General features: G+C 67.7%; 17 protein-coding genes and 2 tRNA genes. 6 read left to right on the top strand and 13 right to left on the bottom strand.

Translation table 11 applies throughout. From position 1 onward, the window contains the following. Window position 1: 1 nt before the first annotated feature. The 13 genes from L0965_RS06780 to dnaA form a co-directional block, all read right to left on the bottom strand. On the bottom strand, window positions 2–694 hold the full coding sequence (locus L0965_RS06780; RefSeq protein WP_101307103.1) for an ABC transporter ATP-binding protein: 693 nt from the start codon (window positions 692–694) through the stop codon (window positions 2–4). Continuing rightward, complete coding sequence (locus L0965_RS06775; RefSeq protein WP_232783950.1) at window positions 691–2,307, bottom strand: hypothetical protein; 1,617 nt, start codon at window positions 2,305–2,307, stop codon at window positions 691–693. Before L0965_RS06775 ends, L0965_RS06780 begins: the two co-directional genes overlap by 4 nt. Next, complete coding sequence (locus tag L0965_RS06770; RefSeq protein WP_101307104.1) at window positions 2,308–3,288, bottom strand: hypothetical protein; 981 nt, start codon at window positions 3,286–3,288, stop codon at window positions 2,308–2,310. A 142-nt stretch (window positions 3,289–3,430) separates the two neighbouring features. Then, on the bottom strand, window positions 3,431–3,859 hold the full coding sequence (locus tag L0965_RS06765; RefSeq protein WP_101307105.1) for a YdeI/OmpD-associated family protein: 429 nt from the start codon (window positions 3,857–3,859) through the stop codon (window positions 3,431–3,433). A gap of 53 nt (window positions 3,860–3,912) precedes the next feature. Continuing rightward, window positions 3,913–3,985: transfer RNA gene (locus L0965_RS06760), tRNA-Ala, on the bottom strand. 10 nt (window positions 3,986–3,995) lie between these two features. Further along, window positions 3,996–4,072: transfer RNA gene (locus L0965_RS06755), tRNA-Ile, on the bottom strand. 69 nt (window positions 4,073–4,141) lie between these two features. Beyond that, window positions 4,142–4,543, bottom strand: a complete 402-nt coding sequence (locus tag L0965_RS06750) for a DUF3566 domain-containing protein (protein ID WP_060960835.1) — start codon at window positions 4,541–4,543, stop codon at window positions 4,142–4,144. Then, window positions 4,540–7,116 (bottom strand): DNA gyrase subunit A, encoded by a 2,577-nt coding sequence (gene gyrA, locus L0965_RS06745; RefSeq protein WP_101307106.1) that lies wholly within the window; start codon window positions 7,114–7,116, stop codon window positions 4,540–4,542. Before gyrA ends, L0965_RS06750 begins: the two co-directional genes overlap by 4 nt. 123 nt (window positions 7,117–7,239) lie before the next feature. Continuing rightward, window positions 7,240–9,279: a DNA topoisomerase (ATP-hydrolyzing) subunit B gene (gyrB, locus tag L0965_RS06740; protein WP_060960833.1), complete on the bottom strand. Its 2,040-nt coding sequence runs from the start codon at window positions 9,277–9,279 to the stop codon at window positions 7,240–7,242. A gap of 123 nt (window positions 9,280–9,402) precedes the next feature. Continuing rightward, window positions 9,403–9,900, bottom strand: a complete 498-nt coding sequence (locus tag L0965_RS06735) for a DUF721 domain-containing protein (protein WP_060960832.1) — start codon at window positions 9,898–9,900, stop codon at window positions 9,403–9,405. Further along, window positions 9,893–11,089, bottom strand: coding sequence for a DNA replication/repair protein RecF (gene recF, locus L0965_RS06730; RefSeq protein WP_101307107.1), 1,197 nt, complete (start codon window positions 11,087–11,089; stop codon window positions 9,893–9,895). The genes L0965_RS06735 and recF overlap by 8 nt, the downstream gene beginning before the upstream one ends. Window positions 11,090–11,138: 49 nt before the next feature. After that, window positions 11,139–12,281 (bottom strand): DNA polymerase III subunit beta, encoded by a 1,143-nt coding sequence (gene dnaN, locus L0965_RS06725; RefSeq protein ID WP_060960830.1) that lies wholly within the window; start codon window positions 12,279–12,281, stop codon window positions 11,139–11,141. A 472-nt stretch (window positions 12,282–12,753) separates the two neighbouring features. Further along, a complete protein-coding gene (gene dnaA / locus L0965_RS06720) occupies window positions 12,754–14,172 on the bottom strand; it encodes a chromosomal replication initiator protein DnaA (protein ID WP_060960829.1) in 1,419 nt (472 codons plus the stop codon). A gap of 327 nt (window positions 14,173–14,499) precedes the next feature. Here dnaA and rpmH point away from each other — a divergent pair, with 327 nt between their 5' ends. The 6 genes from rpmH to rsmG are packed head-to-tail and all read left to right on the top strand — an operon-like array spanning window position 14,500 to window position 17,687. After that, complete coding sequence (gene rpmH / locus L0965_RS06715; RefSeq protein ID WP_005054680.1) at window positions 14,500–14,637, top strand: 50S ribosomal protein L34; 138 nt, start codon at window positions 14,500–14,502, stop codon at window positions 14,635–14,637. A gap of 10 nt (window positions 14,638–14,647) precedes the next feature. Beyond that, window positions 14,648–14,986, top strand: coding sequence for a ribonuclease P protein component (gene rnpA, locus L0965_RS06710; RefSeq protein WP_101305164.1), 339 nt, complete (start codon window positions 14,648–14,650; stop codon window positions 14,984–14,986). Further along, window positions 14,983–15,369: a membrane protein insertion efficiency factor YidD gene (gene yidD, locus L0965_RS06705; protein ID WP_232783951.1), complete on the top strand. Its 387-nt coding sequence runs from the start codon at window positions 14,983–14,985 to the stop codon at window positions 15,367–15,369. Before rnpA ends, yidD begins: the two co-directional genes overlap by 4 nt. 3 nt (window positions 15,370–15,372) lie before the next feature. Then, window positions 15,373–16,494 (top strand): membrane protein insertase YidC, encoded by a 1,122-nt coding sequence (yidC, locus tag L0965_RS06700; protein ID WP_082734276.1) that lies wholly within the window; start codon window positions 15,373–15,375, stop codon window positions 16,492–16,494. A 28-nt stretch (window positions 16,495–16,522) separates the two neighbouring features. Further along, window positions 16,523–17,029 carry a R3H domain-containing nucleic acid-binding protein gene (locus L0965_RS06695; protein ID WP_060960826.1) on the top strand — a complete coding sequence of 169 codons (507 nt, stop codon included), beginning with the start codon at window positions 16,523–16,525 and terminating at the stop codon, window positions 17,027–17,029. Between the two features lie 4 nt (window positions 17,030–17,033). Beyond that, entirely contained in the window at window positions 17,034–17,687 is a 654-nt protein-coding gene (gene rsmG / locus L0965_RS06690; protein WP_101305167.1) for a 16S rRNA (guanine(527)-N(7))-methyltransferase RsmG, read from the top strand. Window positions 17,688–18,409: the final 722 nt, after the last annotated feature.

Here is an 18,409-nt window from a genome sequence, read left to right as displayed (position 1 = left end):
GTCAGGCCACCTCTTCCAGTCGCCCGTCGGAGATGCGCACGCGCCGCCCGGCCCGTGCGGCCACGGTGCTGTCGTGCGTGATGACCACCAGCGTCTGACCCTCGCCGTGCAGCTCGTCGAACAGCTCGAGCACCTCGTCGGAGGTACTCCGGTCCAGGTTGCCGGTGGGCTCGTCGGCGAGCAGAAGGCTCGGCCGGCCCACCACCGCACGGGCGACGGCCACCCGCTGCCGTTCGCCGCCCGACAGGAGCGTGGGCAGGAAGTCGACGCGGTGACCGAGACCGACGCGGTCGAGCGCCGCGCGCGCCCGCGACTCGCGCTCGCCCCGCGGCACGCCGCTGTAGAGCATGGGGACCAGGACGTTCTCGAGGACGGTCCGACGGGGCATGAGGTGGAACGCCTGGAAGACGAAGCCGATGCGCCGGGCTCGCACCGCCGCACGCCGATCCTCGTCGAGGGCGCCGGTGAGGACGCCGTCGAAGCGGTACTCGCCGACACTCGGGCGGTCGAGCAGGCCGAGGATGCTCAACATGGTCGACTTGCCCGACCCGCTCGGCCCCACGATCGACACGTAGTCCCCGGTGTCGACACGCAGATTGATCCCCTTGAGGGCCTGCACCTCCGGCGGTCCGGGAAACGACCGGGTCACGTCGCGCAGTTCGACCAGGGGTGCGACGGCATCCGCCGCACTCACTTCCCGACCACCACGAGGTCGCCCTCCGTGAGCTCGCCACCGGACGGCGTCACCTCGACGACCCCCTTCGCCGACAGGCCCGTCTGCACGGTGACGAGCCGCGTCTGCGCGCGAGGGTCGCGAGGATCACCGACGACGACCTCGACGCGTGCCTCCCCGCCGGTGCCCGCCGACAGTGCCGCGAGGGGGACGGAGAGCACCTTGCCGTCGGTCGCGCCGACCGGGATGGACACACGGACGTTGCTGCCCTGGATCTGCTGGATCTGCTCGGTCGAGAGGGGGTCGGGGGTGAGCGTCAGCGACCAGCGGCCGTTCGCGTCCTTGCCGCTTGCGGGGGTGATCGCGGCGATCGTCGCCGTGTGCGCCGCGCCGTCCGGCAGCGCGAAGCTCGCTTTCCCGCCGACCGTCAGAAGCCGCGCGTCGGCCGAGGCCACCGAGCCGGTGAGCTGCACGGTGGCGCCCGAGACGGTCATCGCCTTTCCCTGCAGCACGCTGCCGCGCTTGGCCGTCACCTCATCCACACGTCGCGGAAGACTGCTGAGATACAGCACCTCGGAGGAGGGCAGTGCGGTGAGTGCGGCTTCACGGGCCCGCGCCAGGTCGGCCTCGGCCTGGGCGACCTGCTCGCGCGCGGCATCCCTCGCGGCGCGCTGCGCCGAGGTGTCGGGAGCGGCGGACAGCTGCTCGCGCCGCAACTGGGCCAGCGCGAGGTCGTCCTGGAGATTGGCGATGCGCGAGGGTGCCTCACCCGCGGCCTGGGCGTCGGCGACCGCGCGCTGCGCGGCGGCGACCTCGTTGTCCGCCTGACGGATCTCGACCGCCGAGGCGCCGGAGGCGGCCTTGCCGAGATCGGCGGATGCCGCGCCCAACGACTGCTGCGCCGACTGCAGCCCTTGCTCCGCTGCGCGGACGGTCGCGGCCGCGGAGGCATCCCCGCCCGGGGCGGGATAGCCGGCGGCCGTGTACAGCGCGTCGACGCCGGCCGCGGTGCTCTCGTCGAAGCGGTCGGATGCCGGATCGCCGCCGTCGATGCCGACCGCGCGCAGCGCGTTCTTCAACTGCACGACGTCGGGACCGGAGACGCCGAAGCGGAGCGTGCGGTACGCGGGCAGCTCGCCCGGCAGGACGATCACCGGCCTGCCGGCCACTTCGAGCGCGATCGACAGGGGGTTCAGCTCCGCGCCCGTGGCGGGCACCTGGCCGGTCACGACGGCGGGACCCTCGACGCTCGCGGTGTCGATCGTCACCTCCGTGGCGTCGGCGTAGCCGACGTCGGCCCGGACGGTGACATCGTTGCTCAACTCACCGAACTCGACGGGCACGGTGACGAGCCCGGCCGCGGGCGCGGCGGCGTTGGCCCCACCCGCCGGCGCGACGACGAAAGTCCCCACGAGGAGTCCGGCGACGAGGGCCCCGGTGGCGACGAGCGCGGTGATCCACAGCGCTCGATTGGCCCGCAGCATCCCTCGCCAGCCGGAGCGGCGCCCGGCATCCGGCGCATCGGATGCCGCCGCATCACCGGCGGGCACGACATCGTCGGTAGGTGCGAGATCGCCGAGCAGGTCGACCTCGGAGGAGCGGTCGGGGTCGCCGGCGGCGCGGTCGCTCGTCATCTATCGGCCCGCCTGCTCGGCGGCCGCCTTGAGCGCCTCGAGCTCGGCCTTGTGGTCGGCGATGAACTGTCGCTCCAGCTCGAACTGCACCTTCTGCTGCTCCGCGGTGTATCCGGTCTTCGTCCGGCAGTCGAGGTCGGCCAGGGCGACGGCGACCTCCTCCTCGGCGAGCGTGGCGAGTTCGGGGTCATTCTCCTGCGCACCCGAGGAGCCGCTCATCTTCTCGTAGTACGACGACAGCTTGTTCGAGATCGACATCTGCGCGTCGGTCTGCGCCGAGAAGCCCGTGTGTCCGGCGTCGCTCATGCAGGACGACCACTTCTGGTTGATCTCCGCGAAAGCCGTGTTGGTGGCCATGTCCGTGTAGAACGTGTTGATCGCTTCGTTCAGCGAGGCGAACTGCTCGTCCTGCATCGGATCGCTGTTGGTCTCGTGCTGCGCCGCGCCCTGGCATCCCGCCGTCTTCCAGTCGTACTCGTACGACCCGTCCTCGCCGAGCTGGTCCTCGGTGGGCTGCGGTCCGTAGAGCGCCTCCCAGTACGCGGTCTGCTCCGTCTGGGAGAGGCTGTCGAGGTAGCCCTGGTTCGGGTCGGTGTACGGGGTCTCTTGCGCGGGCTGGTCGGACATCGGGTTCTTCACCATGCCGTAGCCGTACTGCGAGACCCAGTCCCGGTCGTCGGGCTTCCACATGTCCGCGTCACCGGCCGAGAACGAGACGTTCTGGGTGTTCGGCGTGTACTCGAAGCCCTGGTCCTTCATGCACTGGGCGACGAGCTCCTCGGACTTCTTCTGCGATTCGGCGTATCGCTGCTCCTGCTCCGAGGCCGACAGGTTGGTGCCGTAGACGGCGCCGAGGTACTCCATCAGCGGCGAGTCGGTCTTCCCACCATTGCCGTCGGAGGCGGCCGTGCAGCCGGATGCCGAGATCGCGAGGGCGACCGCGGCCAGCGTGGTGGTGGCGATACGGGTGAGGGTCTTCATTGCGGGGGTCCCATCGTGTCGTCGGAGCGAAACGGCTCCGATGAACACGCTATGAGAGGCCCATGGACCCTCGCGTCCCCCTAGAGGATGATCCGCTCCGCGGCCCGGCCGTGTCTCGCCGACGCGTGGCGGATGTCGGTGCTCAGGCGAGCCTCGCGACGATCGCCGCGATGCGACGCGCCCGCGTCTCCTCCGCCTTCGCCGACAGCACGTTCGTGACGTGGGCCTTCCGCGCGCTCGGCGCGAGCGCGTCGAATGCGGCGCGAGCTCCGGCATCCGCCAGCGCGCCGGCCAGGTCGTCGGGGAGCTCGACGGTGCGCGGTGCCGTGTCGAGCTCGAGGACGACCTCGATGGCGTCACCGCCGGCCAGGCCCGTCGCCGCCCGTTTGTCGGATGAGAAGGGGATCAGATGCCGCCCGCCCATCACCGCGAGGGTGCTCGGGTAGGTGAAGCCGTTGACGGTCACGGAAACGGCGGCACGACTGCCCCCACCCAGTCCGTCGACGATCTCGGGCGGCACCACGATCCCGGTGTTGTTGCCCTGCTGGAACAGCGTGGTCTCAAAGCGCATGCAGTGAGTATCCCAGCGCACGACCAGCGGCGGAAGACGGGGCGAGATGTCTGTGGAGCCTAGGAGATTCGAACTCCTGACATCCTGCTTGCAAAGCAGGCGCTCTACCAACTGAGCTAAGGCCCCGGACGGGAAGTGGTGGGGCTACCAGGACTTGAACCTGGGACCTCTTCATTATCAGTGAAGCGCTCTAACCGCCTGAGCTATAGCCCCGTCCGGAGGCGGCGTCTCCGCCGTCAACCTCCAAGACTTTACCCGACGAGCGGGCAAACCAAAAATCGGTCAGTTGGAGGTGAACCCGACGAGCAGGCCGCCGGTCACCTTGACCATCAGGTTGTAGATCCCCGCGATGACGGCGCCCAGCACGGTGAGCACGATGAGGTTCAGGATCGCGACGACCGCGGAGAACGCCATCACCTGCGGGAGGTTGATGACGTCGCTCAGCTTGAAGTTGTCGTCGAACGCCGTGAAAAGCTCGTCGAGCTTGCCGATCAGACCCGTGGTGCTCAGCACCATGTACACGAGGAAGCTCGCCACCACCGTGACGATCGCCAGGGCGACCGCCGCGAGGAACGACAGCTTCACGGCGGACCAGAAGTCGACGTAAACGAGGCGCAGGCGCACCTGCTTGGCGCTGGTCTTGCTCGATGACTTCTTGGCGAGCTTGTCGGCTACCGTGCTCATGCGTCAGTGTCACTTCCTTCGGGGCGTGAAGCGGGGGGTTCTTCGGCGTCTGCCGTCTCGGCCGAGTCATGCTCCTGACGGAGAGCTCGCTCCGAATTACGGGCGATCGCGAGGATGCGGTCGTCGTCATCGGGACGGGCGAAAACCACTCCCATGGTGTCGCGACCCTTCGCAGGCACCTCGGCCACGGCAGAGCGTACCACCTTGCCGCTGGCAAGAACCACCAAGACCTCGTCGTCCTCACCCACGATCAGACCGCCCGCGAGAACGCCCCGATCCTCGTTCAGTTTGGCCACCTTGATGCCCAATCCGCCGCGACCCTGGAGCCGGTACTGGTCGACCGCGGTGCGTTTGGCGTAGCCGCCTTCGGTCACGACGAACACGTACGCGTCGTCCTTCGCGACGGATGCCGACAGCAGCATGTCGTCCTCACGGAAGGACATTCCCTTCACGCCTTCGGTCGAGCGTCCCATCGGCCGCAGCGACTCGTCGGTGGCCGTGAAGCGCAGCGACATGCCCTGGCGGGAGATGAGGAGGATGTCGTCGGTGTCGTCGACCAGCAGTGCGCTGACGACCTCGTCGCCGTCCTCCTCGTCCTGACCGCGCAGGCGGATCGCGATGATCCCGCCCTGACGGTTGGTGTCGTACTCGCTGAGGAAGGTCTTCTTTACCTTGCCGTCGCGGGTCGCGAGCACGAGGTACTGCGCGAACTTGTAGTCGCGGATGTCGAGGATCTGCGCGATCTCCTCGCCCGGCTGCAGCGCGAGCAGGTTCGCGACGTGCTGACCCTTCGCATCGCGGCCGGCCTCGGGCACCTCGTACGCCTTGGACCGGTAGACGCGGCCCTTCGTCGTGAAGAAGAGGAGCCAGTGGTGCGTCGTCGTCACGAAGAAGTGCTCGACGACGTCGTCGGCGCGCAGCTGGGCACCCTTGACGCCCTTGCCGCCACGGTGCTGCGAGCGGTAGTTGTCGCTGCGCGTGCGCTTGATGTAGCCGTCGCGCGTGACGGTGATGACCATCTCCTCCTCGGGGATCAGGTCCTCCATCGACATGTCGCCGTCGAAGCCGTGCAGGATCGTCGTGCGCCGCTCGTCGCCGAACTTGTCGACGATGCCCGTGAGCTCTTCGGCGATGATCGTGCGCTGACGGCCCGGCGTGACGAGGATGTCGTTCAGGTCGGCGATCTGCGCCTCGAGCTCGGTCGCCTCGTCGATGATCTTCTGGCGCTCGAGAGCCGCCAGGCGGCGCAGCTGCATCGCGAGGATCGCATCGGCCTGCACGTCGTCGATCGCGAGCAGCGACTTCAGACCCTCGCGCGCCTCGTCGACCGTGGGCGAGCGGCGGATGAGCGCGATGACCTCGTCCAGCGCATCCAGCGCCTTCAGGTACGCGCGCAGGATGTGCATGCGCTCTTCGGCCTTGCGGAGGCGGAAGCGCGTGCGCCGCACGATGACCTCGACCTGATGGTCGATCCAGTAGGAGATGAAGCCGTCGAGGGCGAGCGTGCGCGGCACGCCGTCGACGATCGCCAGCATGTTGGCGCCGAAGTTCTCCTGCAGCTGCGTGTGCTTGTACAGGTTGTTGAGGACCACCTTCGCGACGGCATCCCGCTTCAGCACGATCACGAGCCGCTGGCCCGTGCGGTCGCTGGTCTCGTCGCGGATGTCGGCGATGCCGGTGATACGCCCGTCGCGGGCGAGGTCGCGGATCTTCAGCGCGACGTTGTCGGGGTTCACCTGGTAGGGCAGTTCGGTGATGACCAGGCAGGTGCGCCCCTGGATCTCCTCGACGTTGACCACGGCGCGCATCGTGATCGACCCGCGGCCCGTGCGCTGAGCCTCGCGAATGCCCTTGGTGCCCAGGATCTGGGCGCCCGTCGGGAAGTCGGGACCGTGGATGCGGCCCATGAGAGCTTCGAGCAGCTCCTCGCGGGTGGCATCCGGGTTCTCCAGCGCCCACAGCGCGCCGTCGGCGACCTCGCGCAGGTTGTGGGGCGGGATGTTGGTGGCCATGCCGACCGCGATGCCGACCGACCCGTTGACGAGGAGGTTGGGGAAGCGCGAGGGCAGGACGACGGGCTCCTGGGTCTTCCCGTCGTAGTTGTCCTCGAAATCGACGGTGTCCTCGTCGATGTCGCGGACCATCTCCATCGCGAGCGCGGCCATCTTGGTCTCGGTGTACCGCGGGGCGGCGGCGCCCTGGTTGCCGGGAGAGCCGAAGTTGCCCTGTCCGTCGGCGAGCGGGTAGCGCAGCGACCACGGCTGCACGAGGCGCACGAGGGCGTCGTAGATCGCGCTGTCACCGTGCGGGTGGTACTGGCCCATGACCTCGCCGACGACGCGGGCGCACTTGTTGAAGCTCTTGTCGGGACGGTACCCGCCGTCGTACATCCCGTAGATGACGCGGCGGTGCACCGGCTTCAGACCGTCTTCGACGCGCGGCAGCGCGCGGCCGACGATGACGCTCATGGCGTAGTCGAGGTAGCTGCGCTGCATCTCGACCTGGAGATCGACCTGGTCGATGTTGCCGTGGTTGTGCCCGGCGTTCGGGTCGGGGCGTTCTTCGTCAGTCATGTCTTCTCGTTCTCACATGGGTCGGGGTGCGTGTGTCGCGTTTCGACTCGTCGCTGCGCTCCTCGCTCGACGACCGGATCGAACCCGACCGGTCGTTGAGCGAGCGCAGCGAGTCGAAACGCATCAGATGTCGAGGAAGCGGACGTCCTTGGCGTTGCGCTGGATGAAGCTCCGGCGCGACTCGACGTCCTCGCCCATCAGCACCGAGAAGATCTCGTCCGCCGCGGCCGCGTCGTCGATCGTGACCTGGCGGAGGGTGCGGGTGTTGTGGTCCATCGTCGTCTCCCACAGCTCCTTCGGGTTCATCTCGCCCAGACCCTTGTAGCGCTGGATGCCGGAGTCCTTCGGCATCCGCTTGCCGTTGGCCAGGCCGTCGGCCAGCAGCGCATCGCGCTCCCGGTCGCTGAACACGTACTCGTGCTCGGCGTTGGACCACTTCAGCCGGAACAGCGGCGGCATGGCGAGATAGACGAAGCCGGCCTCGATGAGTCCGCGCATGTAGCGGAACAGCAGCGTCAGCAGCAGCGTCGTGATGTGCTGTCCGTCGACGTCGGCATCGGCCATCAGCACGATCTTGTGATAGCGGGCCTTCGCGACATCGAAGTCCTCGCCGATCCCGCAGCCGAACGCCGAGATGATCGCCTGGATCTCGTTGTTGCCGAGCGCGCGGTCGAGCCGCGCCTTCTCGACGTTGAGCACCTTGCCGCGCAGCGACAGGATGGCCTGGGTCTCGGGGTCGCGGCCACGCACGGCCGAGCCACCGGCCGAGTCGCCCTCGACGAGGAAGATCTCGCTGATCGAGGGGTCTTTGCTCGTGCAGTCCTTGAGCTTGTCGGGCATGGATGCCGACTCGAACACGCTCTTGCGCCGCGCCGTCTCCCGCGCCTTGCGGGCCGCGAGGCGCGCGGTCGCGGCGTCGATCGCCTTCATGATGACCCGCTTGGCCTGCGCGGGGTTGCGGTCGAGCCAGTCGGTGAGCTGGTCGCCCACGACCTTCTGCACGAACGCCTTGGCCTCGGTGTTGCCGAGCTTCGTCTTGGTCTGACCCTCGAACTGCGGCTCGGACAGCTTGACGGAGATGACCGCGGTCAGACCCTCTCGGATGTCCTCACCGGTGAGGTTGTCGTCCTTCTCCTTGAGCAGGCCCTTCTCGCGCGCGTACTTGTTGATGTACGTCGTCATCGCGGCGCGGAAGCCCTCTTCGTGGGTTCCGCCCTCGTGCGTGTTGATCGTGTTGGCGAAGGTGAAGACGTTCTCCGTGTAGCTCGTCGTCCACTGCATCGCCAGCTCGAGGGAGATGTGGCGCTCGGTGTCTTCCGACTCGACCTCGATGATCTCGTCGTTGACGACCTCGGCCTTGCGGATCTTGTTGAGGTACTCGACGTAGTCGACCAGTCCGCGCTCGTAGTGGAAGTCGTCGAACGGCTGCTTCTCGACGGCCTGCCCGTCTTCGCCGTCGACGACGTAGGCCGAGGAGGCGCGCAGGTCGCTGAGCGTGATCCGCAGACCCTTGTTCAGGAACGCCGTCTGCTGGAAACGGGTGCGCAGCGTGTCGTAGTCGAAGTCGGTGGTCTCGAAGATCGAGGCGTCGGGCCAGAACGTGATGGTCGTGCCGGTCTCCTCCGTCGCCTCGTCCTCGCTCAGCGGAGCCTGCGGCACGCCGCCGTCGCGGAACGACTGGCGCCAGACGTGCCCTTGCCGGCGCACCTCGACGTCGAGGCGGGTGGACAGCGCGTTCACCACCGACGAGCCGACGCCGTGCAGACCGCCGGAGACCGCGTACCCGCCGCCGCCGAACTTGCCGCCGGCGTGGAGCACGGTCAGCACGACCTCGACGGTCGACTTCCCCTCGGTCTTGTGCATGTCGACCGGGATGCCGCGACCGTTGTCGACGACACGGATCGCTCCGTCCTCGAGGATCGTCACCGTGATCGTGTCGCAGTAGCCGGCGAGGGCTTCGTCGACGGAGTTGTCGACGATCTCGTACACGAGGTGGTGCAGGCCGCGCTCACCCGTCGAGCCGATATACATACCGGGGCGCTTGCGCACCGCCTCGAGGCCCTCGAGCACCTGGATGGCGTCGGCCCCGTACTCGTTCTCGACCTTCTGGGACTGCTTCGGCGGAAGTTCCTGGGGAACGCTGTCGGGGGTGTCGGACGTCATAGGTTTCGAGCGCTCCTGAATGGTCGATCAAAGACGTCTCATTCTACCCCCAGTCGACCCTCGAAAGCCCGCAGAAAGCCCCTGTGGCGCCCTGAAATCGTTCCGGATGCCGTCGGACCCTCCTCAGCCGTAGGTATCGCGAGGACCCCGCCCTGGAACGGCTCTGGGGCCCCATTTCCACGAGGGGACGTCCGGCCCGACGAATCGGACGTTCTGCACACCGGCATCCGGGAACCGTCTCATCAGCTGAGTGACGATCTCGGCCCGCATCAGCTGGAGGTTCTTCGCCCACGCGGTGGAGTCGCACTGCACGGTGAGCAGCCCGTCGGACAGCGCCACCGGATGAGCGTGACGCGCCGTCTCCTCGCCGGTGACGTCCGTCCACTGCAGCACGAGGTCCTCCCGCGCCAGCTGGGTGTCCCACCCCGACTGACGTGTCAGATCCGCCAGCACGTCGGCCACGCCCTTGGGATCGCGCCCGGGCGCGAACGGCTGCTTGTCGTCGTCCTCGGCCGCACGTCTCTTGCGCCGTCGCGCGGTCCGCGGCGAGGGCTCGAGACCGCGCAGGCGCAGATACGTGCCGATCGTCTCCGGCACCATCCCCGGCACCTCGTCACTCATCGACGCCTCCCGTCGTGGCGGGTTCGATGATCGTCCCCGCGACGACCCGCACGGTGCGCGCGCGCAGCGCGCTCGGCACATCTTCCTCCACCGCCGCGGTCACCACCACCTGCTCGTATCCCTCGACCAGGCCCGCCAACCGGGCGCGGCGATCCGTGTCGAGCTCGGCGAACACGTCATCGAGGATGAGGACCGGATCGCCCAGCTGCGACTGGGCGCGCAGCAGCTGCGCAGACGCCAGACGCAGGGCGAGGGCCACCGACCATGATTCGCCGTGCGATGCGTAGCCCTTCACCGGCAGGCCCCGCACGCGCAGCAGGAGGTCGTCGCGGTGGGGTCCGACGAGAGTGAGCCCGCGTTCGAGCTCGGAGGAGCGGCGCGCCGCGAGCGCATCGCGGAAATTCTCGCGGACCTCCTCCGCGCTGAGTCCGGTCACCGCTGTGCGGTCGCCCGCCTGGTCGGCCTCGTCGTCGTCGACGTCGGGGTCCGCGCCCCCGATCGACAGCATCCACTCCAGCTCCGGCCGGTGATCCTCGCCGGCGATCGCGCGGTACGCCTCGGCGACCGGGCCGGCGAGGTCGTCGGCGAGCACCGAGCGGGCGCGGATGACGTCGGTGCCCAGCTGCACCAGCTTGTCGTCCCAGACGTCGAGCGTCGTCAGTGCATCCGCGCGGATGCCGCGGGCGCGCGCAGACTTCAACAGCGCGTTGCGCTGCTTGAGCACGCGGTCGTAGTCCGCCAGGACACCCGCCATCCGCGGAGCGCGCTGGATGAGGAGCTGATCGGCGAAGCGGCGACGCGCGGAGGGGTCGGAGCGGACGATCTGGAGATCCTCCGGCGCGAAGAGGACGACCTGTGCGTAGCGCGGGAGCTCGGCGGTGCGGACGGCCGAGCCGTTGACCCGGGCCTTGTTGCTGCCCGACCGGTTGAGCTGGGCCTCGAGCAGCACACGACGGTCACCGTAGGCGAGACGCATGCGGACGATCGCGGCATCCGCCCCGTCGCGCACCATCGGGGCATCCTGCGAGACCCGGTGGGAACCGAGTGTGGCGAAATAGCCGATGGCCTCGGCGAGATTGGTCTTGCCCTGACCGTTGCGACCGACGAACACGTTGGCTCCCGCCGCCAGAGTCACATCGGCGGCCGCATAGTTGCGGAAGTCGACGAGGCTCAGCTGTTCCACGATCACCGATCCAGCCTATGCGGCAGCGCCGACGCCGGTCGGAACGCGAGGATCGTCAGCGCAGCAGGAGATTCGGCTGCAGCAGGTACTTGAAGCTCTCCGGGGTGCCGGAGGTCTGCGGCGTGATGAGCACCGGGCTGAGCTTGTTCGCGTTGTCGCTCGAGGTGAACGTGATGCGCGCGAACTCGCTCTTGACGGCGCCGAGCGCTTCGAGCAGGTACTGCGGGTTCAACCCGAGCGTGACCTCCTCGCCCGCGAGGGTCGCATCGACGGACTCGGTCGCCCGCGCCTGCTCGGTGCCGGACGCATCCATCGACACGCCGTCCTCGGTGAAGGTGAAGCGCAGCGGAGCGGAACGGTCGAGCACGAGGGCGACGCGGCGCACCGCCTCGGCGAGCTCGGCGGTGTTCACGACGGCGTAGTGGTCGGTCTGCTCGGGGAACAGTCGGCGCACGGGCGGGAAGTTGCCCTTGATGAGCAGCGACGTCACGGTCTTGTTGCCGGCGGTGAACGCGATGATCTCCCGATCTCCCGAGCCGGAGAACGCGACCTGGATGTCACCCGAGTGGGCGAAGGTCTTGCCGACCTCGGTGAGCGTGCGCGCGGGGACGAGCGCGGTCGTCGACTCGTCGCCGGCGACACCGCCGCCGTCCCAGGCGACGTCGCGCAGGGCGACGCGGTAGCGGTCGGTCGCGACGAGGCTCAGCTGTGTGCCGGCGACCTCGAGCTGCACACCCGTGAGCACCGGGGTGACGTCGTCGCGGGACGCGGCGAAGGCGACCTGGGCGATCGCGGTGGCGAAATCCTCCGCGGGGACCAGACCCGACTCGCCCGAGACCTCGGGGATCGCGGGATATTCCTGCACCGGCATCGAGGCGAGGGTGAAGCGGGCGGAGCCGCAGCTGAGGACGATGCCGTCGTCCTCACCGACCTCGATCTGGATCGGCGCGTTCGGCAGACGGCTGGCGATCTCCGACAGGAGTCGGCCGTGGACGAGGATCGTGCCGGGCTCGTCGACGGTCGCTTCGATGGTCGTGCGCGCCGAGGCCTCGTAGTCGAACGCCGCCAGCGACAGCCCCTCGTCGGATGCTTCGATCAGCACACCCGCCAGGATCGGCTGCGGGTTCCGCTGCGGCAGGAGCTTGACGACGAATGACACGGCCTCGCTGAACACATCGCGATTCACGTGGAACTTCACTGGCGCTCCCTTGACGTCGAGTAGGGCCCTCCCATGCTAGTGCCCCGACCGGAACGGATTGTCCCGGCATCCCGTCGACCGCCTCCGACGCCTCGCACCGCAGAGGTGATCGAATCGGATTCTCTAAGGAAGGTCTCTGTCATGGTGTTAACGGCTGTGGAAACTGTGGACAACTCCGCCGATCCCAGTCGCGACAGGGAAACCACACGCGTGTAAGTTGTGGGCGCGATGCGGAGAGCCGGTGCGGACGCCATCGTGCATCCCGGTCGAGACATTCTTGTCATCCACAGCTTCGGGCCATCGACTCACAAGAGTCCACGGGGAAGTGGAGTTATCCACAGCCTGTCCACACTGTGCAGAACGCGTATATTGGCGGCGCCCGTGCGCCGATGTCAAGCACTCCGCACGCAGAAGACCCCCGGTTTCGTGGCCGGGGGTCTTGCGGGGCGCGGGATGCCGCGGGCGAGAGCCGTCAGCGTCCGACGCGGCCGAGCTGCGTGGTGATCTCGGAGACCTGGTTGTAGATCGAGCGGCGCTCCTTCATGAGCTCGCTGATCTTCTTGTACGCGTACATGACCGTGGTGTGATCGCGATTGCCGAACAGCTGGCCGATCTTCGGCAGGGAGAGACTCGTGCGCTCGCGGCACAGGTACATCGCGATCTGACGGGCCGTGGCGATCGACTGTGACCGGCTGGATCCGTAGAGGTCGTCGACCGACAGGCGGAAGTACTGCGCCGTCGCCGTGATGATGTCGGTCGGCGAGATGACGTTGGCGTCGTCGGTGTCGACGATGTCGCGCAGCACCGTCTGGGCGAGGGAGATGTCGAGATTCGAGCGGTTCAGGCTCGCGAAGGCCGACACCCGGATCAGCGCGCCCTCGAGCTCGCGGATGTTGCTCGACACCTTGGTGGCTATGTACTCGAGTACCTCGTCGGGGACGAGCAGCCGCTCGGACTGTGCCTTCTTGCGGAGGATCGCGATGCGGGTCTCGAGGTCGGGGGCTTGGACGTCGGTGATGAGGCCCCACTCGAACCGGCTCCGCATGCGATCCTCGAACCCGGTCAGGTGACGCGGGGGGACGTCGCTGGTGATCACGACCTGCTTGTCGTGGTCGTGCAGCGTGTTGAAGGTGTGGAAGAAGGCCTCCTGGGTCTCGGCCTTGCCCTGGAGGAACTGGATGTCGTCGATGAGAAGGATGTCGACGTCGCGGTAGCGCGCCTGGAAGGCGGATCCGCGGTTGTTGGCGATCGAGTTGATGAAGTCGTTCGTGAACTCCTCGCTCGAGACGTACCGGACGCGGATGCCCGCATACAGACTGAGCGCGTAGTCGCCGATCGCGTGCAGGAGGTGGGTCTTGCCCAGACCCGAGTCGCCGTAGATGAACAGCGGGTTGTACGCCTTCGCCGGCGCCTCGGCCACGGCGACGGCTGCCGCGTGGGCGAAGCGGTTGGACTGGCCGATGACGAAGTTGTCGAAGCTGTACTTGGGGTTCAGTCGCGTGTCGTTGCGCGACGGCGCGGCCGCGGTCTCCACGTAGTCGTCCGCCGCAGGGCGCGCGATCGGCACGGGAGCGGATGCCGACTGCACCGGCACGGGCACGGTGAGGTGGGCGTCGGCGAGCTCCGGGTTCACCACGACGCGGAACGAGGATGCGGCCGGCTCGGCGTCGACGCGCGCGAGCGCCTCCATGATCGGTGCGCGCAGCCGCTTGTTCAGCTGTGCGGCCGTCAGGTCGTTCGGCACGTCGAGGTACAGGGTGCCGCTCATCACGCCCTGCGCGACGGCGAGACTGATGAATCCCTGCAGCTGGGGGGTCACCCGTTCGTCGCCCGACAGCTCCTGCAGCACTGCGGTCCAGACGGGGACATCCGGAATATCGTGCTGTGACATGTCCCCTCCGGGGGTGCGATCGGTGCGGCACAGGCGATCGTGAACGACGATCGAGCCTGTGGATAACTACCGCAGTCACGGTAGTCAGCGACCCTGTGAAGAGCAAAATCCACTGTAGATCCGCCCCGCGTGTCTTCACCAGACGCTATCCACAGTCCGTGGATAATGTGCCGTCCGGCTCGGCCGGTTTGAGTTCTCGTCGCTCTCGACGTAGCCTTAGTCGGTTGACTTATGCCCTGGGGTGCCCTCGGACGCCCCCGGACAGTCCCTGTACCCCGTGTCCCCGGTCTAGAGCGTTCGGGTGACCGCCGATCCGGAGTGATCCTCATGAGCAAGCGTACGTTCCAGCCCAACAACCGTCGTCGCGCCAAGAAGCACGGCTTCCGCGCCCGCATGCGCACGCGTGCCGGCCGTTCGATCCTGTCGGCGCGCCGCGCCAAGGGTCGCACCGAGCTGTCCGCCTGATCCGACGAAAGTGCTGGCGCGCGGGAACCGCATCACCCGCGGGGCGGAGTACAAGACCGTCGTCCGCAGGGGCGTCCGCTGTGCCGCGCCGCACACGGTGACCTACGTCATCGCGTCCGCCGAAGACCGCCCCGCGCGGTTCGGCTTCATCGTCAGCAAGCAGGTCGGCGGCGCCGTCACGCGCAACACCGTGCGACGTCGGCTGAAGGCCGTCTGCGCCGAAGCCCTTCCCGGCGTCGGCCGTGGAGCGGATGTCGTCATCCGGGCACTTCCGTCCGCGGCATCCGCCGACTTCGCACAGCTGCGCGCGGAGGTCACGCGCTGCCTCGCCCGACGGGCCGCGGCGTGAGCACCTCGACACTTCCCTCCTACGCGCTCGGCTCCGGCCGGCTCTCGCCGAGGTCGGCGCTGCGTGCGGTGCCGCTGGTTCCCCGCAACGCCGGGCTCGTCCTCCTGCACGCGTACCGTGCGACGATCTCCCATCTCTACGGCGACGTCTGCAAGTACTACCCGTCGTGCTCGGCGTACTCGGTCGGCGCTGTGCAGCAGCACGGTCTCCTCAAGGGATCGGCGCTCACCGCAGCTCGCCTCGCGCGATGCCACCCCTGGGCCCGTGGTGGAATCGATGACGTGCCCCCACACGCGCACTTCCGACACGAGCTGACCCGTCATGGGTTCGTCGTGCCATCCACAGACGACGGGTCCGCGGACTCCTCGCCGAGAAAGGACTGATCCGTGCTGGATCTTCTGTATGCCGCCGCCGCTGCGACGCCGACCCCGGTCGTGCCGACGCCGACGACGCCCGCGCCGTCGAGTAGCCTCGACTTCTTCAGCACCATCATGTGGCCGTTCAAGTGGATCGTCGAGGCGATCCTCGTGTTCTGGCACTGGATCTTCACCTCGGTGGGCCTGCCGGCCGATGCCGGACTCACCTGGGTCCTGTCGATCATGGGGCTCGTCATCGTGGTGCGAAGTGCCCTCATCCCCCTCTTCGTGCGGCAGATCAAGAGCCAGCGGAAGATGATGGAAATCGCTCCTGAACTGCGGAAAGTTCAGGAAAAGTACCGCGGGAAGAAGGATCAGCTCTCCCGTGAGGCCATGAGTCGCGAGACCATGGCGCTGTACAAGAAGCACGGCACCACACCGGTCTCCAGCTGTCTGCCCCTCCTCGTGCAGATGCCCATCCTGCTGGGCATGTTCTACACGCTGAGCGACGTGAAGAAGCACGCGGAGTGGGGCGTGGGCGGCGTCGGTCTGCTGAGCAAAGACCTGACGTGGCAGTTCTACGAGGCGAAGCTGTTCGGCGTCGCTCCCCTGCACACGAGTCTCATCGAGGCGTTCAACCAGAAGCCCGACGGCTGGGAGGCCACCGTCGCGATCCTCGTGGTCCTGGTCATCCTGATGATCGCGTCGCAGTTCATCACCCAGCTGCAGATCATCTCGAAGAACCTCTCCCCCGAGGCCAAGACCGGCCAGGCGTACCAGATGCAGCGCATCATGCTGTACATCCTGCCGCTGGCCTTCATCTTCTCCGGTGTGTTCTTCCCGCTGGGTGTTGTCCTCTACTGGTTCACGTCCAACATCTGGACGATGGTGCAGCAGTTCCTCGTCATCCGTAACCTGCCCACGCCCGGTTCCGAGGCGGCGAAGGCACGTGAGGAGAGGCTGGCGCGCAAGGGCAAGGCGATCGACGCGAACGGCAAGATCGTTCCGCTCGAGAAGTACCAGGCCGAGCAGCAGCGTCTGTACGAAGAGGCGCAGAAGGCGAAGGCGCAGGCTCCCAAGCGTCAGCAGCCGGTGAGCAAGCAGCGCGCCAAGAAGCAGTCGAAGAACACCAAGCCCAACACCGACTCGTGACCGGGTCGACGTCTCTCGAGGAACAGTCATGAGCACCACTTCCGACCACGACGCGGCCGAGCGCCCCGCGGCCACGATCGAGCAGCTCGAGCAGGAGGGCGACATCGCCGCCGACTACCTCGAGGTGCTGCTGGACATCGCGGACATCGACGGCGACCTCGCCCTCGACGTCCGCAGCGGCCGCGCGTACGTCTCGGTGGAGAACGATGACCCGGCATCCCTTCGTCTGCTCGCCGAGCCCGACACCGTTCAGGCTCTGCAGGAGCTGACGCGCATCGCTGTGCAGACGAAGACCGGACGCTTCTCCCGCCTCATCCTCGACGTGGGCGGTTCGCGCGATGCGCGGCAGCGCCAGCTGGAGAAGCTGGTGGATCGTGCGATCGCACGCCTGGACGAAGGGGCGACGCAGGCCTCGCTCCCCTCGATGACGAGCTACGAGCGCAAGCTCGTCCATGACATCGTCGCCGACCGGGGTCTCGTGTCTGAGTCCTACGGTGAGGGCGCCGACCGTCACACCGTCATCCGCCGCTCCTGATCCGATGGACGATGTTTCACGTGAAACACCGGTGATCGAAGAAGAGCCGGCCGTCGCGGCATCCCTCTTCGGTGACCGCATCGAGCTCGCGCGTCGCTTCACGGCCGCGCTGGGGGCGCACGGCGAGGAACGCGGACTGATCGGCCCGCTCGAGCCGCCCCGTCTCTGGAACCGTCACATCCTCAACTCCGCGATCGCCGCTCCCCTCTTTACTGCGGGAGCCCGTGTCGGCGACGTCGGCTCGGGCGCGGGTCTTCCCGGGCTCGTGCTCGCGATCGCCCGCCCCGACGTCGAGTGGGTGCTCATCGAGCCGATGGAGCGTCGCGTTGCCTGGTTGCAGGAGCAGAAGGACGAGCTCGGGCTCGACAACGTCGCAGTCGTGCGCGCTCGGGGTGAGGAGTGGAAAGGGGGTGCGGTGCTGGATGCCGTGACCGCGCGCGCCGTGAGCGCCCTGCGCACCCTCATCCCCCTGACCGTTCCCCTGTTGCGCCCCGGAGGAGAGCTGATCCTCCTCAAGGGCGTCAACGCCGAGAACGAGATCGCCGCGGCGGAGAAGGCCATCCGCAAGTACAAGCTGAGCGATGTGCGCGTCGAGGTCGTCGGTGAGGGCATCATCTCAGAGCCGACCCGCGTTCTCCGCGCCACTCGCTCCGCCTGACCGCGCCACCGCCAGATGTTTCACGTGAAACGCACGTGAGGGCGTTTCGACTCGGCACTGCGCGCCTCGCTCAACGATCGGGACGGAGTAGCGCAACCACCCCGGCCGTTGAGCGAGCGAAGCGAGTCGAAACGCAGCTCTCCCACAGATGCCAGCACATGTTTCACGTGAAACGGGACGTGGGGACGTTTCGACTCGGCGCTGTGCGCCTCGCTCAACGACCGGGATTTGGGCAGCGCGACTACCGGCCGTTGAGCGAGCGGAGCGAGTCGAAACGTCGCTCGAGCACAGACGCCCGCGCGTGTTTCACGTGAGACGGGGAGTGGGGGCGTTTCGACTCGGGGCTGCGCGCCTCGCTCAACGACCGGGACGGGTAGCGCAACCCCCCGGCCGTTGAGCGAGCGAAGCGAGTCGAAACGTGGCGAGGACGCTGGTAGGTGTTTCACGTGAAACGGGGAGTGGGGGCGTTTCGACTCGGCGCTGTGCGCGCCTCGCTCAACGACCGGGAGTTGGATAGCGCGAGTCCCGGCCGTTGAGCGAGCGCAGCGAGTCGAAACGCGGGAAGGACGCAGGCACATGTTTCACGTGAAACGGGACGTGGGGGCGTTTCGACTCGGCGCTGTGCGCCTCGCTCAACGACCGGGAGTGAACCAACACGCCCACTCGCCCCGCAACGGGTTTCACGTGAAACACCAGTAGCGGTGGCTCTCGATGACCGGGGT

It is taken from the genome of Microbacterium sp. NFH-22A-Y, assembly GCF_021401375.1.
In the GTDB taxonomy this organism is placed as follows: domain Bacteria; phylum Actinomycetota; class Actinomycetes; order Actinomycetales; family Microbacteriaceae; genus Microbacterium; species Microbacterium hominis.
Note: the sequence above shows the minus strand (reverse complement) of the source record. Positions and strands in the feature narration are given on the sequence as shown.

What these genes read in the sequence shown, in the direction of transcription:
- L0965_RS06775 (WP_232783950.1), bottom strand. Translation starts at nt 2,307, where the DNA reads ATGACGAGCGACCGCGCCGCCGGCGACCCCGACCGCTCCTCCGAGGTC.
- L0965_RS06770 (WP_101307104.1), bottom strand. Translation starts at nt 3,288, where the DNA reads ATGAAGACCCTCACCCGTATCGCCACCACCACGCTGGCCGCGGTCGCC.
- L0965_RS06765 (WP_101307105.1), bottom strand. Translation starts at nt 3,859, where the DNA reads ATGCGCTTTGAGACCACGCTGTTCCAGCAGGGCAACAACACCGGGATC.
- L0965_RS06750 (WP_060960835.1), bottom strand. Translation starts at nt 4,543, where the DNA reads ATGAGCACGGTAGCCGACAAGCTCGCCAAGAAGTCATCGAGCAAGACC.
- gyrA (WP_101307106.1), bottom strand. Translation starts at nt 7,116, where the DNA reads ATGACTGACGAAGAACGCCCCGACCCGAACGCCGGGCACAACCACGGC.
- gyrB (WP_060960833.1), bottom strand. Translation starts at nt 9,279, where the DNA reads ATGACGTCCGACACCCCCGACAGCGTTCCCCAGGAACTTCCGCCGAAG.
- L0965_RS06735 (WP_060960832.1), bottom strand. Translation starts at nt 9,900, where the DNA reads ATGAGTGACGAGGTGCCGGGGATGGTGCCGGAGACGATCGGCACGTAT.
- dnaA (WP_060960829.1), bottom strand. Translation starts at nt 14,172, where the DNA reads ATGTCACAGCACGATATTCCGGATGTCCCCGTCTGGACCGCAGTGCTG.
- rpmH (WP_005054680.1), top strand. Translation starts at nt 14,500, where the DNA reads ATGAGCAAGCGTACGTTCCAGCCCAACAACCGTCGTCGCGCCAAGAAG.
- L0965_RS06695 (WP_060960826.1), top strand. Translation starts at nt 16,523, where the DNA reads ATGAGCACCACTTCCGACCACGACGCGGCCGAGCGCCCCGCGGCCACG.
- rsmG (WP_101305167.1), top strand. Translation starts at nt 17,034, where the DNA reads ATGGACGATGTTTCACGTGAAACACCGGTGATCGAAGAAGAGCCGGCC.